This window comes from Enterococcus sp. AZ067, assembly GCF_051715005.1.
Classification (GTDB): Bacteria; Bacillota; Bacilli; order Lactobacillales; family Enterococcaceae; genus Enterococcus_D; species Enterococcus_D casseliflavus.
Genome location: NZ_JBIOSY010000001.1, coordinates 2,852,342 through 2,868,867, shown reverse-complemented (window position 1 = coordinate 2,868,867; position 16,526 = coordinate 2,852,342). Strand labels below are relative to the sequence as shown.

The 16,526-nt window shown below is 34.9% G+C and carries 13 protein-coding genes and 1 pseudogene; 13 read left to right on the top strand and 1 reads right to left on the bottom strand.

The genetic code is table 11. The features are described 5' to 3' along the window. Positions 1-80 precede the first annotated feature (80 nt). From IGI82_RS13640 to IGI82_RS13600, 9 genes are all read left to right on the top strand, one after another. Complete coding sequence (locus IGI82_RS13640; RefSeq protein WP_005234355.1) at positions 81-1,271, top strand: phosphoglycerate kinase; 1,191 nt, start codon at positions 81-83, stop codon at positions 1,269-1,271. A gap of 63 nt (positions 1,272-1,334) precedes the next feature. Continuing rightward, positions 1,335-2,090 carry a triose-phosphate isomerase gene (gene tpiA, locus IGI82_RS13635; protein WP_010749804.1) on the top strand — a complete coding sequence of 252 codons (756 nt, stop codon included), beginning with the start codon at positions 1,335-1,337 and terminating at the stop codon, positions 2,088-2,090. 112 nt (positions 2,091-2,202) lie between these two features. Beyond that, positions 2,203-3,504 (top strand): surface-displayed alpha-enolase, encoded by a 1,302-nt coding sequence (eno, locus tag IGI82_RS13630; protein ID WP_005228686.1) that lies wholly within the window; start codon positions 2,203-2,205, stop codon positions 3,502-3,504. 502 nt (positions 3,505-4,006) lie between these two features. Next, positions 4,007-4,357: a tyrosine-type recombinase/integrase gene (locus IGI82_RS13625; protein ID WP_438842337.1), complete on the top strand. Its 351-nt coding sequence runs from the start codon at positions 4,007-4,009 to the stop codon at positions 4,355-4,357. Continuing rightward, entirely contained in the window at positions 4,344-4,571 is a 228-nt protein-coding gene (locus IGI82_RS13620; RefSeq protein ID WP_375818378.1) for a tyrosine-type recombinase/integrase, read from the top strand. The genes IGI82_RS13625 and IGI82_RS13620 overlap by 14 nt, the downstream gene beginning before the upstream one ends. 421 nt (positions 4,572-4,992) lie before the next feature. Beyond that, positions 4,993-5,229, top strand: coding sequence for a recombinase family protein (locus tag IGI82_RS13615; protein ID WP_413129879.1), 237 nt, complete (start codon positions 4,993-4,995; stop codon positions 5,227-5,229). A 103-nt stretch (positions 5,230-5,332) separates the two neighbouring features. Next, the gene (locus IGI82_RS13610) at positions 5,333-5,830 is read left to right on the top strand and encodes a hypothetical protein (RefSeq protein WP_413129880.1); all 498 of its coding nucleotides are present in this window, start codon (positions 5,333-5,335) and stop codon (positions 5,828-5,830) included. A gap of 9 nt (positions 5,831-5,839) precedes the next feature. Next, complete coding sequence (locus IGI82_RS13605) at positions 5,840-6,133, top strand: helix-turn-helix domain-containing protein (RefSeq protein WP_375818376.1); 294 nt, start codon at positions 5,840-5,842, stop codon at positions 6,131-6,133. A 12-nt stretch (positions 6,134-6,145) separates the two neighbouring features. Continuing rightward, on the top strand, positions 6,146-6,871 hold the full coding sequence (locus IGI82_RS13600; protein WP_375818001.1) for a hypothetical protein: 726 nt from the start codon (positions 6,146-6,148) through the stop codon (positions 6,869-6,871). Positions 6,872-7,005: 134 nt separating this feature from the next. Here IGI82_RS13600 and IGI82_RS13595 read toward each other — a convergent pair whose 3' ends face one another. Then, entirely contained in the window at positions 7,006-7,785 is a 780-nt protein-coding gene (locus IGI82_RS13595) for a hypothetical protein (protein ID WP_375806562.1), read from the bottom strand. A 115-nt stretch (positions 7,786-7,900) separates the two neighbouring features. Here IGI82_RS13595 and IGI82_RS13590 point away from each other — a divergent pair, with 115 nt between their 5' ends. The 4 genes and pseudogenes from IGI82_RS13590 (at position 7,901) to IGI82_RS13575 (ending at position 16,407) form a co-directional block, all read left to right on the top strand. Beyond that, positions 7,901-9,811 (top strand): site-specific DNA-methyltransferase, encoded by a 1,911-nt coding sequence (locus IGI82_RS13590; protein WP_270289860.1) that lies wholly within the window; start codon positions 7,901-7,903, stop codon positions 9,809-9,811. After that, entirely contained in the window at positions 9,811-12,435 is a 2,625-nt protein-coding gene (locus IGI82_RS13585; RefSeq protein ID WP_438842336.1) for a DEAD/DEAH box helicase family protein, read from the top strand. The genes IGI82_RS13590 and IGI82_RS13585 overlap by 1 nt, the downstream gene beginning before the upstream one ends. 57 nt (positions 12,436-12,492) lie before the next feature. Further along, positions 12,493-12,600 (top strand): annotated as a pseudogene (locus tag IGI82_RS13580) (hypothetical protein); the annotation flags it as partial. Between the two features lie 528 nt (positions 12,601-13,128). Then, positions 13,129-16,407 carry a Cna B-type domain-containing protein gene (locus IGI82_RS13575; protein ID WP_438842335.1) on the top strand — a complete coding sequence of 1,093 codons (3,279 nt, stop codon included), beginning with the start codon at positions 13,129-13,131 and terminating at the stop codon, positions 16,405-16,407. Positions 16,408-16,526: the final 119 nt, after the last annotated feature.

The following is a 16,526-nucleotide window of genomic DNA, read 5'->3' as shown; positions in this document are numbered from 1 at the left end:
TTTAAACCATCGCAAGAGAAAGCGGGGAAGCATCGCGCTTCTCCGCTTTTTTTAACAATTATGCTAGGAGGAATCTGTTCATGGCGAAAATGACAGTTCAAGATATCGATTTAAAAGATAAAAAAGTTCTTGTACGTGTGGACTTCAACGTTCCATTGAAAGATGGAGTGATCGGAGACGATACACGGATCAAAGCAGCATTACCAACAATCAATTACGTGATCGAAAACGGCGGAAAAGCAATTCTTTTCTCACACTTAGGTCGTGTGAAAGAAGAAGCAGATAAAGCTGGAAAATCTTTAGCGCCAGTTGCGAAACGTCTAGGCGAATTGTTAGGCAAAGAAGTAACTTTCGTGGATGAAACCCGCGGCGAAAAATTAGAAGCAGCGATCAACAACATGCAAGATGGCGATGTCGTTGTTTTTGAAAACACTCGTTTCGAAGACATCGATGGCAAAAAAGAAAGCAAAAACGATCCTGAACTAGGTAAATACTGGGCTTCTTTAGGCGATGTTTTTGTAAATGATGCCTTTGGTACCGCACACCGCGCACACGCTTCAAACGTAGGGATCGCTTCAACAGGTATCCCAACAGTTGCTGGTTTCTTAATGGAAAAAGAAATCAAATTCATCGGTGAAGCAGTCGAAGAACCAAAACGTCCAATGATCGCGATTCTTGGTGGAGCAAAAGTATCTGACAAAATCGGCGTAATCGAAAACTTGATTCCTAAAGCAGACAAAATCTTGATCGGCGGCGGAATGACGTATACGTTCTACAAAGCAAAAGGCATGGAAATCGGTAATTCTCTTGTGGAAGCAGACAAAGTAGAATTAGCAAAAGAATTGATCGAAAAAGCTGGCGATAAATTAGTATTACCAGTTGATTCAATCACTGCTGCTGAATTTTCAAATGATGTCCCAACAGAAGAACATACTGGTGATGTTCCTGAAGGACAAATGGGCTTAGATATCGGACCTGAAACTATCGCTTTGTTTGCTGAAACATTAAAAGGCGCAAAAACAGTCGTTTGGAACGGACCTATGGGTGTGTTTGAAATGTCTAACTTCGCAAACGGTACGATCGGTGTTTGTGAAGCAATTGCCAACCTTGAAGATGCAACAACGATCATCGGTGGCGGTGACTCTGCAGCTGCAGCAGAACAATTAGGTTTTGCTGACAAATTTACCCACATCTCAACAGGTGGCGGTGCCAGCCTTGAATTGCTAGAAGGAAAAACACTTCCTGGCCTAGCTGCGATCAACGATAAATAATCAATGACAAGCCGTGCAAAGGATCTCCTTTGCACGCTTGATAACGAAAAGGAGTGCCAGAACATGCGCAAACCAATTATTGCCGGAAACTGGAAAATGAACAAAACTGCGAAAGAAGCAAAAGAATTTGCTGAAGCAGTCAAAACAAAAATTCCTAGCAACGATACAGTTGACTCTGTGATCGGTTCGCCAGCTCTATTCTTAGAAACATTAGTGAATGCTGCTGAAGGAACAGAATTAAAAATTGCTGCTCAAAACAGCTACTGGGAAAATGAAGGTGCCTTTACTGGTGAAACTTCACCAGCAGCTTTAGCAGATCTAGGTGTTGACTATGTCATCATTGGTCATTCAGAACGTCGTGAATACTTCCATGAGACAGATGAAGACATCAACAAAAAAGCCAAAGCAATCTTTTCAAACGGCATGATCCCAATCCTATGCTGTGGTGAATCTTTAGAAACCTATGAAGCTGGCAAAACAGCGGAGTGGATCGAAGGACAAATCACTGCTGGCTTAGACGGTTTAACAGACGGTCAAGTAAGTAATCTTGTGATTGCGTACGAACCAATCTGGGCGATCGGTACTGGTAAATCAGCGGATGCAAACATCGCAGACGAAATTTGTGGCGTTGTCCGCAAAACCGTTGAAAAATTATACGGCAAAGAAGTTTCAGATAGCGTGCGTATCCAATACGGCGGTTCTGTAAAACCTGAAAACATTGCTGAATACATGGCAAAAGAAAATGTTGACGGAGCATTAGTTGGCGGCGCAAGCTTGCAAGCTGATTCATTCCTAGCATTATTAGATGCTGTAAAATAATTTCATTTTCATGAAAATAACATTTGCAGAATCGTGATTTTTTCACTACAATTAAGTTGTTCGCAAGGGGCTTTCCCCTTAAGATAAAACAAACTCAAAGGAGAGACAAAACATGTCAATTATTACTGATGTTTACGCACGCGAAGTCTTAGACTCACGTGGTAACCCAACTATCGAAGTAGAAGTCTACACAGAATCAGGTGCTTTCGGCCGCGGAATGGTTCCTTCAGGAGCTTCAACAGGTGAACACGAAGCAGTTGAATTACGTGATGGCGACAAAGCTCGTTATGGCGGTAAAGGTGTAACGAAAGCAGTTGACAATGTAAATAACATCATTGCAGAAGCTATCATCGGCTACGATGTACGTGACCAAATGGCTATCGATAAAGCAATGATCGCTTTAGACGGAACTCCTAACAAAGGCAAATTAGGCGCAAACGCGATTCTTGGTGTTTCTATCGCTGTTGCTCGTGCAGCTGCTGATTACCTAGAAGTACCTTTATACCACTACTTAGGCGGATTCAATACAAAAGTATTGCCAACTCCTATGATGAACATCGTCAACGGTGGTTCTCACTCTGACGCACCAATCGCTTTCCAAGAATTCATGATCTTGCCTGTAGGCGCACCTACATTCAAAGAAGGCTTACGTTGGGGTACTGAAGTATTCCACGCTTTGAAATCAATCTTGTCTAAACGTGGTTTAGAAACTTCAGTAGGTGACGAAGGTGGTTTCGCTCCTCGTTTTGAAGGAACTGAAGACGGTGTTGAAACAATCTTAGAAGCAATCAAAGCTGCTGGTTTAGAACCAGGTAAAGATGTATACCTAGGATTTGACTGTGCATCATCAGAATTCTACGAAAACGGTGTTTACGACTACTCTAAATTTGAAGGCGAAAACGGCGTAAAACGTACTGCTGCTGAACAAGTTGACTACTTAGAAGAATTAGTTAACAAATATCCAATCATCACTATCGAAGACGGTATGGATGAAAACGACTGGGATGGTTGGAAACTATTAACTGAACGCTTAGGCGACAAAGTTCAATTAGTAGGGGATGATTTGTTCGTTACAAATACTGAAATCCTTGAAAAAGGAATCAAAAACGGTATCGGTAACTCAATCCTGATCAAAGTTAACCAAATCGGTACATTGACTGAAACATTCAATGCTATCGAAATGGCGAAAGAAGCTGGTTACACTGCAGTCGTTTCTCACCGTTCAGGTGAAACAGAAGATTCAACAATCTCTGATATCGCAGTTGCAACAAACGCTGGCCAAATCAAAACTGGTTCTCTTTCACGTACTGACCGTATTGCAAAATACAACCAATTGCTACGTATCGAAGACCAACTTGGTGAAGTTGCTGAATACAAAGGCTTGCAAGCATTCTACAACTTGAAAAATAAATAAGTAATTACTTGGTAAAAAATGGTTTTTGATAGTTTGATTCAATTCGATGATTCAGGCTGCTAACTGTGAAACTCACTTATACCAATTATTACGTAAAGGTGATTTTAGCTTTTTTTGGGCTTCAAGTTAGCAATACTGGTTATATAACGAATGGTAAACTACAAACACAAAACACTATCTTTTCTCTATAAACATAGAGGAGAGGTAGTGTTTTTTCTGCTGTGAAAAGAGTTGTTAGAAGAATATTCATTGGATTGTAGAATTATGAATTTGTCAAAAAGAACAATAGAATCATATAAATTTCAACTGACAGCGTTTGGTAGATATTTAAAGGATGATTTGTGTTTAAATGATGTGACAGCAGTGAAGAAAGTGCATATAAAAAAAATTCCTTTTAAGCTGGCAAGAAGAAGAGAAGAAAGAAACTTATATTAATACTTTGCTACAATCAATTAAAAATTTTTATCGATATATTTCTGATGAATATGAGATTGAAAATGTAGTGAAAGATATTAGGTATTTGAAGGAGAAGAAGTTACTGTTAAAGACCTTTACCGAGGAAGAAGTTGCAGATCTGATTAGATTTTATAATAAAGCGGGATATGTGAATCAACGGAATAAATTGATTATTGAAATAATGGCAGATGCTGGATTAAGAGTTAGTGAAGTAAGAAATTTGAAGAATAGTGATATTAAAGAAGGATATCTACAATTTTTGGGAAAAGGTAATAAAGAAAGAGTAGCTAGAGTGTCTCCGTATTTGGAAAAATCTATTCTTAAATATAAATGTGATAAGACTGGTTGCTTTAATGATTTGAGAATTTATAGAGAAGTAGAAGATTTTTTTTTTTAGCAAAAGTGGAAGGCAGTTAAAAAATAATGTTCTTCTCAAAAAGATAGTTAAAGATGCACGGATTGCAACCAATGTTAGAGATGAAATCCAAAGAAAAAGTTGCCATACTTTAAGACATTTTTATACCCAAAAATTATTGAAGAATGGAACAAATTTATATGCAATCAGTAGATTATTAGGTCATAGCAGTATTAAAACCACACAAATTTATTAAAATTCAATTCCGGATGCAGAAATTCTATCAAGTGCGGAATCAACGCCATTAGAAAAACTGATTAGGGATGGAAAGCTTTAATTAATATTTTTTTCTAAAATCATTATCTGAATATTTTGTTGAAAAGATTCATGAAAGGCTTGTTTCAGAATTTATCTCAAGTTATCCTTCTGACAAGTTAGGAATAGATGTTGACGCTGTAACTACATTTGCCAATAATGCTTTCAAAAATAATTTTCGCAATTATCCTAAGTATGCTTATCAAACCTTTTCTGATAAATGATAAATAAATCGTCAAAGAAACGTGTTTCAAGAATGATAGTAAAAAAGTAGTCACAAATAACAGAAATTGGAAATCTAAACAGAAATATTGAAAGAACATATCAATTGAAACCCTCCTATACATAGTATTAAATTTTATATGAGTAAAACCGTAGCGTATGCTAGAACTAGCACCAACAAACAGGATTTAGGAATAGAAGTACAATTAGAAGTATTTAAAATTTATGATCCAGATTATATTTTTAAAGAGCAAATATCTGGAAGAAAAGAAGATAGGGAAGAACTACAAAATGCCCTATCCATTTTAGAACCAGGCGATATTTTTCTTATCTATCGAACTGAGCGATTAGGTAGAAGGGTCCGCCAATTAATTTAGAAGCTGATTTAAGTGAATTCAACTATCCATTTACATTAGCTTTTTTGTATGTTCTTAACGTTTGGTTAGTTCCGTGAAAATTTAGAGGAAAGAAGGAGTTATTTTGATTAAGTTACAAAGAGATTTGCATGAACAAATATATCGTGCAATAATGGTTAAAGGAAAGCATGGTTGGATTGATAAAGGTATGCTTTTTAGCACTTTAGCATTAGGTGCAATTAGTATTAGCAGTATTGATGTACATGCAGATACATGGAACTATTATGATTCAACTCAATCTATTACAAAATATCTTAAGTATTCCACAGAGAATAAAGGACTATTCTTTAAAACAGGAAGTGGATTACAGTTGAAAAATGGACGAAAAGAAGAACGTTTAGGTGACTGGGTTAAGATAAATATGAATTATTTTGACTTCGATGACATTGCTAAGAATTCAACACGTAGTTTTGATAATACTCAACTGCTGGAAGATATAGAAAACACAACTATTGAAATAGTAGAAAATGGATTATCGATGTTCGATTTAGATAACCAAGAAGAAAATGATACAAATATTTCTACTTCATATATTTCTGAACTATCAGATGCTGACAAATAAAATTAAAAAATATTTTTAAGGGCAGATTTCAAGCTATTATTTACTGTTTTAAGTGCTTTTGCTGAATTTGATAGGGAGCAAAAAAATGAAAAATTACAGTCGGCTAGACAATGGCATAGAGAAAATGTAGATGGTTATAGGGATGGAAGAAAAAATAAACTAACCAAAAAAGAGCAAAAGCTACTTTATCAAAGATATAAAAGCAATTTGGAAACTGCACAAGAAATAGCTGAAAGCTATAACATCAGTAGAAAAACATTGTGTAATTGTATAAAAAGGTGTGAGCAAAATAATCAAAGGTAAAGGAGAAATTCAATGAAAGAAAATTTACAGAAAGAACTAATTAATAAAATTAGAAATTGTCTAGTAGAATGGGGAGAAGAGAACAAAACTTTATTTAAAGAAAATTCATCTGAACGACAACTATGTGGTTCTCTAGCTCAAAAATTAAAAGAATACTTGAATGATGATTTTAGAGGATTTTATTATGATGTTGAAGTTAATCGAGGATTTGCAGGTGGTAAAAAAATCGTATCAATGAAAACTGGAAATAAAGATATTGTGATGGAAAATATTTTTTGTGATTTAGTAGTTCATAATAGAGGGGAGAAAAATACTTCTAAAGAAAATCTTATCGCAATAGAGATGAAAAAAAGTAGTTATGCTAGTAAATCCTTAAAAGGAGAATACGAAGAAGAACTAAAAAATAATAGAATAGCTGATAAAGCAAGACTGTGTGCTTTAACTCTTAATCCAGAAAATTCAAGAGGTTATTATAAGGTGTTTTCTTTTCCAAAACCTGATGAAGGGATAAACGAAGAGTTTAAGAGTATTGTGAATGGGTATCAACTTGGAGTATACATAGAACTGAATGACACTAAAGAGGAAATAGACTCGTTTGAAGTGAATTTCTTTATAGATGGAAAATGTATTGAAAATTTGGCAATTGAAATAGATATCAAGAATAAAAGATTTAATCAATTAAAGGGAAATAGGAAAAAAATTGTAAGAGATGATATGAAATTCCTTTTTGGAAGATAACATATAGACCTAAAAATAAGGAGTTAGTTTTCTTGGCAATATCTTTTAATTTAAAATGAGAGTGAAGTGTCTATGAGTATAATAAAATAAAAAGAGATGTCAGAAACAAGTCCAAAATCTGATCTCTCTTTTTATTATCTATTAAGTAAATTTTTCAGAATCTTTTCACAAGATAAGATTAAACGATTTGTAGAGTTTACATATTCATCGTAACTCATTCCAGAATTATTCTTATAAGAAAAAACATCAACTAAAGAATCGTTACGTAGAGGTGTATCTGTATTCGGGTGGTCATTGTGTACTGTAAAGAAGGGCGTACCTAGCATATCGCTGACTGCCATTAACTGAAGATAATTATTTTTGTCATTAGGGTACGGAGTCCAGTGACCAACTTTCTTAGCAGCACTTCTTTTAGTCTCAAAAAGACAAGAAATTCTATTATCTTTTTCGGAGAGGACGACCATGTCCAAGTCTTGTTTTTTTACCTTAATACCATCAAAAGTTGATCGACTCCAAGTATGAAAAGAATCTGTTACCTTTGATAAATTGTTGACTGGTTTCACATTTGTAAAAAAAGAAGTTGCTAATGGAAGTCCAAATTTTTCAGAAATGAGATGAGCACCAGCATGAATATCATAGTTAGTTCCGTTGATAATTAAATATTCCATATTCATAGGATATTTTATATACAAATTAGGAATATTGCACATTTCAAAATGTTTTAGAATGTCATGAATTCTTGCATATTCGGTTGGAGAAAGTGAATACTCAATTGATTCAACAACTGTTATACCAGAGATTTTTGTTATATCTTCACACGACCATATTAAAATAGCTGGGCCAGGAGGATTACTGACAAATATTGGTAAAAAACTTGAATTGCTGTTATACATGTATTGACAAAATAAATCCATAAAGTCAACTCCTTTTTCCTATAACTATATAATAGTTGATGCTTTTAATCCAGTGTATTTCGGGGCTAGTTTTGCTATAATTATACTTATTGATGTTAAAAGGGAGTTTAACGATATGGATACAAATCTAATGAAACAAATTCGGAAAATTTTAAAAGAATACCCTAAATATTGGCAAGATGAAGAACTCCAAAGAGCTGTGGTTATAAACGATTTGAGAAATTATGATGTATTATTAATTTCTGCTTTATTAAAGAATAAGAAAATTCGAGAAGTTTTTAGTATACAAGCAGGTGAAACCTCTATTTTTAAAGTAGAGGAATTTATAGACTTATTAAGATATAAAGATTATTGGTCAAATAGCTACACAAGATACTCTAATACACTTGGATTATCCGCATCTGGAAGATACATTCAATATAATACTGATGTTGTTTTGGATTTTCCTTATAAAGATACTGTTTTAGAGGGAGGCATGACTAAGGAGGAACAAAAGAAAGAAGAAATATTTTATAATGAGATAATTGCTAGAGATGAAATTGATACTTTATTTGATGCAAAGATTTTAAAAGATGCAAAAATAGTTAACAAAGACGGTGTAAAACCAGTTTCAACTATTTCTGAATCAGAAAACTTAGTGATAAAAGGGAACAATTTAATCGCATTACACTCAATGAAGCAACGATATCAAGGGAAAATCAAAATGATTTACATTGACCCACCGTATAATACTGGTGGTGATTCTTTTAAATATAATGACAGATTTAATCATTCAACGTGGCTAACATTTATGAAAAACCGTTTGGAGATAGCCAGAGAATTACTAAGTGAAGATGGTAGTATTTGGATTAATATTGATGATGATGAACAGGCATATTTAAAAGTGTTATGTGATGAGATATTTGGACGAGACAATTTTACAAATACTGTTATCTGGGAAAAAAGATATTCTCCCACTAATGATTCAAAATGGTTATCCGATAGCCATGACTTTATCATGATTTATGCGAAAAACAAAGAAATTTGGAGACCCAATTTATTACCAAGAGGAGAGAAACAAAATAAATATTATAAATTCGACGATAATGATGGTAGAGGGAAATGGCGGTCTGATAATGTTTTAGTTAAAACTTTCTCCCAAAGTGGAGTTTTTCCGATCAAGAATCCTAAAACAGGGATTGAATACTATCCACCTGAAGGTAGTGCATATAGATTTAGTTTTGAAACTGCCAAAAGATATCTTGAAGAGAATAGATTCTATTTTGGGAAAGATGGAACTGGGGCACCTCAATTGAAACGATATCTATCTGAAGTAAAGCAAGGTGTTACACCTCTTACTATCTGGAAAAGAGAAGATGTTGGAGATAACCAAGAAGCAAAAAATGAAACTCGTACTTTGGGAATATCAAATGAAATGTTTTCAACCCCTAAGCCAGAAAGATTACTTCAAAGAATTCTTCATATAGGGTCAAATGAGAATGATTTAGTATTAGATTTCTTCATGGGTTCAGCAACTACTCAAGCAGTAGCAATGAAAATGAATAGAAAATTTATTGGTATTGAACAAATGGATTATATCAATACTGTTTCAGTTCCTCGACTTCAAAAAGTGATTGATGGTGAACAAGGTGGAATCTCTAAGGCTGTTGATTGGCAAGGTGGAGGTTCATTTGTATATGCTGAACTTATGGAACTAAATCAAATATATATAGATAAGATTAATCAAACTTCTACTAAAGAGGAATTGATTAATTTGTGGAATGAATTAGATAATAATGCAGATTTAAATTTCCAATTAGACAGAGAGAAGCTGACTAATGAATTATTAAAAGAACGAGATGAAGTGGAAGGCTCAATTTCTTTTAATGATTTAAGTTTTGAAGAACAAAAAGAAATTTTCAAAAAAGCATTGGATAAAAATCAGTTATATGTGAATTTCTCTGAAATCGAAGATGAAGATATTACTATTTCTGAAAATGACAAAAAATTTAACCATAGTTTTTATGAAAATAGAGGTGATGCATAATGGCAAAAGAACGCCTTTATGAATGGTTAGACACGGAAATGAGAACTATTTCTTATACCATGAATCCTCATGAAGTTCCTGATTATGTAAAAACAAATTTGAAAGATGACCTACGATTCTATCAAGAAGAAGCATTTAGGCGATTCCAATTGATGCAAGATGACCTTTATTCAAGTGGTATTAGTGATGCAGGTTATCAGCGTAAACACCTTTTATTTAACATGGCTACAGGCTCCGGAAAAACAATGGTGATGGCAAGTCTAATGCTCTACCTATATAAAGAATTGGGTTATCAGAATTTTATTTTTCTAGTTAATACGGATGCAATTATCAAAAAAACACAAGAAAACATGTTAAATAGTAGCTCTACTAAGTATTTATTTAATCCAAACGGTATCTTTGTTGATGGAGAACAAATCATCATTCAAGCTGTTGATAATTTCCCAGCTGTTAAAGATAAGAATACTATCTATTTAAAATTGTCTACCATTCAAAAATTACATGGTGAATTGACTCGACCAAGGGAAAACGGTATTTCCTTAGAAAATTTAGAAGATGAAGATATTATTATTTTAGGTGATGAAGCCCATCACTTTAATGCTTCTACCAAAAAGGAAAAGCAAGAAGAGACTTCTTGGGAGAACACTATCAATAAAATGTTGTATTTAAGAAACAATAATAAACTTTTAGAGTTTTCTGCAACAATCAATATGGATGACAAAACTATTTCGCAAAAATACAGCGATAAAATCATCTATAAATACGATTTAGGTCAATTTATGAATGATGGCTTTTCTAAAAATGTATTGCGTCTACAAGCAACTGATAGTGATGAAATGAAAATGAAAGATGCTATTCTTTTGAGTCAGTTTAGGAAACTTATAGCAAGAGAAAATGGAATAGATTATTTTAAGCCAATTGTGATGTTTAAATCAAGTAAAATCAAAATTTCTGAAACAAAGCAGCAGGAATTCAATAGTATTATAGAAAATTTTTCAGTTGAAGACTTAACACGTTATATTAAACAAAGAAAAGCTAGTGTCCTTCCAAATTCAACATTAGATAGTGTGTTCACTTATTATTTAGAAGAAGACTTAGATTCAATTATTCGTGAAATACAAGAAGATTTTGCACCAAGAAACATTCTAAATGCAAATGAAAAAAATATGTTAAGTGTAGACAATGCAGTTCTATTAAATACCTTAGAAAATGTAAATAATCCTATTCGAGTAATTTTTGCGGTGGCAAAACTTAATGAAGGTTGGGATGTCCTAAATCTTTATGATATTGTTCGTATTTCAGAAGGTGCTGGCACAACAAGAACTGCTACAGATAGTGAAGCACAATTAATTGGTCGTGGTGCAAGGTATTATCCTTATGAATACGATGGACAACGTAGTTATACAAGAAGATTTGATAATACTAACAATGATTTAAGATTCTTAGAAACATTACATTATCATACAATAAATGAAAAAGGTTATTTGGCAAATCTTGAAAAATCTATGAATGCAGTGAACTTGATCACCGCTAATGATGAAACAGTACGTATTTTATCCACAAAGATAAAGAATGCTTTTAAAAATACTAAAGTATTTAAAGAAGGTCAGATATTTGTCAATGAAAGTAGACCTACAACTCCAGAGGATTATTCTTCTTTGGAAAAGTTTACAATTCCAAATGAATGGCTTACAGAGTATATCGGAAGTACATTAGAAGTAAAATTTCAAGAAAAAGAGCAGAACCAACAAATTGAACGCCATGAACAAGCATTAAGTGTAGATAAGAGATTTTTCAAAAAAGCTATTCAAAGGAATCCTTTTTATCGCTTTTCTAATTTGAAAGAATATTTACCAATGTTAAAATCCATGAATGAGTTATTAAATAGTAGCCAATACTTTAAAGGTGTTTCTATTACTGTTTCTTTACCTAAAGACCAAAATGTATCAGACTTGACTCCAACAGAAAAGTTAGAAATAGTCGATAGATTTCTTTCTTACTGTGAAGATAAAATTCGTAGAAATTACAAGAAAGAGATTGGACTGAAAATCTTTAAACCTGTAGCAATTAAAGAAACCCTGAAAGATTATGAAGTGGTTGTTCCAAAATTTGAAACAGGACAACATGTTACACAAAGAATTGATACGCACTCTATGAAGGGGAAAGATTGGTTTGTTTACACGGATGCCATCATGAATAATTTGGAATACAATATGGTTCAGTTGATGGAAAACTTTATTCATCAATTACAATTAAAGTACAAGGATATTTATCTTATTCGGAACGATGAAAAAGCAACTCGTTTCAAACTAACTGAATTTAATGGACCAAGAGGTTTCATGCCTGATTTTATTCTTTATTTATCTAATGAAGATTTTGTCTATCAAATTTATATGGAGCCAAAAGGTGAAGATAGAGTTAAAGAAGATGCTTGGAAAGAGGAAATGTTGGAAGCAATAAATGGTTCTGATATTGAACTTATTGGTGAAAATGAGTCAGTAAAATTAATGGGCGTAAGGTTCTACAATGAAAAGAATAGACGTGTATTTATTGATGACCTTTCTGAAAAAATAAATGATGGTCAACCATTAGATGGAAAGATTGAGTTGCTAAGTGAATATTGAAAACAGAAAGGGAAATACTTAACTAGTGTTTCCCTTTCTATTTGAGTAAAAGAGGTATCTGACCGTATTGCAAAATACAACCAATTGCTACGTATCGAAGACCAACTTGGTGAAGTTGCTGAATACAAAGGCTTGCAAGCTTTCTACAACTTAAAAAATAAATAATCAATTTCATTGATTTGCTCTGATGTTCTGTGGGCGGCTGATTCTTATCAGTTGCCACGACATCAGAGTTTTTTGTTTCATAAAAGTTAAGAGATCTTATAAATAGACACAAAAATAACCAGAAGGTTTTAAAGAATCTGCTAAAATTTTTTTAATATAAAATGAAAATAAATGGATATTTCATGAAATTTTTCATCGGTATTTACAAAGTGATAGTTTCTAACAAGTGAAATTTTGTTGAAGGCGTGGCAAAGGCTTTGGGTAGTTGAGTTGAAACAAAAAGACTTTGGTCACGATCAAAACAATCTTTATCGATTTTGACTATTTTTTATGAAAGTATTATTCTTTTATATTTTGATTTTAAAGAAATCCTATTTCATTTTCACGAATTCGCTTGAAATCAAAAGACAGGTAACAATGGTTTCTCTCACTTTTTTCACAGAATTGAAATTTTACTAGCTTTGCTTTTTTTCTTCTTTCCGATTAGGATAATCACCTGAGTAAAATTTGTTGTTTGGAGGAAGAGAAATGCGTACTTATGTGAAAAAAATATCTTACCCGATTGTTATGTTGTCTTTGCTTGTAATGTCCTATGTGACACCATTGTTACCAGTCGTTACAGCTCATGCGGACACCGAGGGAAACACCAAAATAATTCTATTTCAAAATGAAAAAGGAACAGCGCAAGTGACCTCATTACCAGATCCTACGACAGGAAAAATCACTTGGACGATCGAGGTAGAAAAGAATCAGCAGTCTGCTGCTAATCAACTGGCATTCAGCTTGAGTGAAGGAGAACAAATTGTTCTGCCAGAATCAATCCAAAGCAACGGCACGCCATTTACATATGATCCGCAAAGACAGCAGCTGATGGAAGAAAGTACTAGCAGCTCCTTTAGCCAAATGACGCTAACGTTTCAAACAAAAGCTCTTGAAACATTGACAATCAAATCCGCATTTCTTCAAACTGAGGAAGAAAATGGACAAGTGAAAGAAGACATTATCAACACAGCAGATGTAGCAGTTGTTCTACCTGACAATCAATCATCCACAGAAGCAACGAGTGCCGAAGCAGTGCTTGCTGGCAGTCAGGAACAAACAGAGGCTTCCGAAAAACAGCCTGCCACAAAAAGCAGCGAGTCACAACCACAAGCAGAATCAAATACCGCATCAACAGCAATCGAATCACCACTTGATACACAAGCAAGTGTGCCAGCAGCTTCAAAACTATCAAGTGGCGGCAGCTTTAAGAATGATGTGCCAGAAGTTGATAACGTACTTCTAGGAGAAGCTCAGTATTTTCATATTTTTGCTAACCATGCGACGCTAAATACCCACACGAACGGAAACTTAGCAGTGGGGGAACTAAATGGCAATGTCAATTTTGGAACCAGTATTCAGGATGGTTCGTTGGCAACAGAAATCAATTATATTCAAAAGGTCAATACGATCGCAAATTCTTCCTTTGTGTCAGGAACTGATAGCAGAAAAAACAAAGTTGTCTTTGGCCCATCAGTCACAGTAGATTTAGCAGATCAAAATCAACAACCTGCCGTTTTTGTAAATGGACAGAGAATGGATCACTTGAAAACTTCCGAAGTTTTCCAAGATCAATCTGCAAGTGAACCGTATATAGATTTTAAAAAGGTATTCTCAACGTTACAGGCGACGTCAGAAAGGCTAGGAGCCTATCCGCAAACGCCCGGTGTAACCAAAGACTTTACTGATAATAATCAGCGGGTCATCAATACCGCCCGTGCTGAAAATGATACGCAAGAGGTTGTTTTGACCTTAACGGATGAACAAGGCAACCCCCTTGATGACGGTGTTTACGAACTTCAAAATAAAAAGACACATAAAGAGGTTGATGAAGAGGTCACAAATGATGATGGACAAGTAATCGAAACGGATCTTCCAGAAGGGGATTATTCCTTTGTTGAAACAGAAGCGCCAGACGGTTATCTAATCGACAAGAAACCAATTTCCTTTTCGGCAGATACTATTGATGAAGAAGATCAAAAGGTAGTCGTTACTCTTTCAAAAACAGAATTAGAAAAAGATACACCTATTACCATCAAAGGGCTAACAAAAGGCACGTCTCCTGTGCTCATCAATGTGGATACCGAAGGAGCAAGTACCGTTAATATCAAATCGCAAATCAAACTAGAATATACAGATGGCACGACGCGCAATAGTCATGAAACAGAAGATTTTGATGATGCCGTTATCCTGTGGAATTTTATTAATCAGCCAGAAAATCAAAAGCTTTCGATTAATAGTCCCTTCCAAGGAACGATTTTGGCTGTTGGTGATACAGTTGATGTCCACCAAAATGTTGACGGCAGTATCATTGCTGATACGGTATTGGTCAATGCGGAAACCCATCGCTGGGATCTTCAAGCCAATGAAACAGTTGTACCGATAATCAAACTAGCTGCAATGAATCACCTGCTGTCTCTTGATACAACGACAGTCAGCGGAACCAAAACGTGGGACGATTATGACAACAAATTTAATACCCGTCCGACAAGCATTACGGTTCAATTATTACAAAACGGTGAAGTGTTCCAAACAAAAACGGTTACCCCGAATAAAGAGGGGGAATGGCATTATGAATTTACCGATCTACCAACAACCGACGAATCTGGTCAGACCTATGACTACGCAATTCAAGAAACACCCGTTGAAGGATACACCACCAAAGTAAATGGCTATGACCTAGTCAACACCTACCGCAATACTGAAACGACAGAAGTATCAGGAACAAAGACATGGAATGACTACGACAACAAGTTCAATACCCGTCCTGAAAGCATCACTGTCAAACTGATTCAAAATGATAAGGAAATCGACAAGCAAGTCGTAAAATCAGATAACCACGGCAACTGGACCTATCGCTTTGACAATCTGCCAAAATACGATGCCGAAGGAAAAGCCTATACCTACACGATCCAAGAAGGAAAAGTTCCAGATTACACCACCAAAATCAATGGCTATGACCTAGTCAACACGTACCGCAATACGGAAACAACAACAGTTTCAGGTACGAAAACATGGAATGATAACAACAATCAGCTCAACATCCGACCAGAAAGTATCACTGTCGAATTGATGCAAAATGGTAAAAAGATCGACAATCAAATCGTAAAAGCCGATAAAGAAGGGAACTGGACTTATCACTTCGAGAATCTGCCTAAGTATGATTCCAAGGGAAAAGCCTATGTCTACACGATTCAAGAAGCAACCGTTTCTGGATATATCAGTGAAGTAAACGGCTATGACCTAGTCAATACGGAAACAACCACAGTTTCAGGCAGAAAAACTTGGAATGACAACGACAACCAATTCAACACCCGCCCTGAAAACATCACTGTCAAGCTGATGCGAAACGGCGAAAAATACGCAGAAAAAAATGTAAAATCAGATAACCACGGCAACTGGACCTATCGCTTTGACAATCTGCCAAAATACGATGCCGAAGGAAAAGCCTATACCTACACGATCCAAGAAGGAAAAGTTCCAGATTACACCACCAAAATAAATGGCTATAACTTAGTCAACACTTATACAGGGCCAGAGACACCAAAAACACCGAGTGATCCTAAAAAGCCGCAGGTCCCGTTGTCACCTAAAAAGCCAGATACTTCTAAACAATCGGAAGATGACAACAAGAATGACGCAAACCATGCGACTACTGAAAAACGATTGCCTAAGACAAACGAGCGCTCTTCTTATGAGTGGAGTATCCTTGGAAGTATTTTACTCGTTACAAGCGTTGGCATACTTTATCGACGAAAACATAGTTAACCAATTAAAACTTTGTCCTGCTTCTCTGCTAGAAGTCAGGGCAAAGTTTTTTTAAAAGTATAGGACTTGATTAAGACGTGCGACAAAACTTTGGCTGAAATCCATTGTAAATGGTAAAC

Bases quoted from the DNA above. Each gene is read 5' to 3' on its own strand.
- IGI82_RS13640 (WP_005234355.1), top strand. From the start codon at position 81: ATGGCGAAAATGACAGTTCAAGATATCGATTTAAAAGATAAAAAAGTT.
- tpiA (WP_010749804.1), top strand. From the start codon at position 1,335: ATGCGCAAACCAATTATTGCCGGAAACTGGAAAATGAACAAAACTGCG.
- eno (WP_005228686.1), top strand. From the start codon at position 2,203: ATGTCAATTATTACTGATGTTTACGCACGCGAAGTCTTAGACTCACGT.
- IGI82_RS13615 (WP_413129879.1), top strand. From the start codon at position 4,993: ATGAGTAAAACCGTAGCGTATGCTAGAACTAGCACCAACAAACAGGAT.
- IGI82_RS13600 (WP_375818001.1), top strand. From the start codon at position 6,146: ATGAAAGAAAATTTACAGAAAGAACTAATTAATAAAATTAGAAATTGT.
- IGI82_RS13595 (WP_375806562.1), bottom strand. From the start codon at position 7,785: ATGGATTTATTTTGTCAATACATGTATAACAGCAATTCAAGTTTTTTA.
- IGI82_RS13590 (WP_270289860.1), top strand. From the start codon at position 7,901: ATGGATACAAATCTAATGAAACAAATTCGGAAAATTTTAAAAGAATAC.
- IGI82_RS13585 (WP_438842336.1), top strand. From the start codon at position 9,811: ATGGCAAAAGAACGCCTTTATGAATGGTTAGACACGGAAATGAGAACT.
- IGI82_RS13575 (WP_438842335.1), top strand. From the start codon at position 13,129: ATGCGTACTTATGTGAAAAAAATATCTTACCCGATTGTTATGTTGTCT.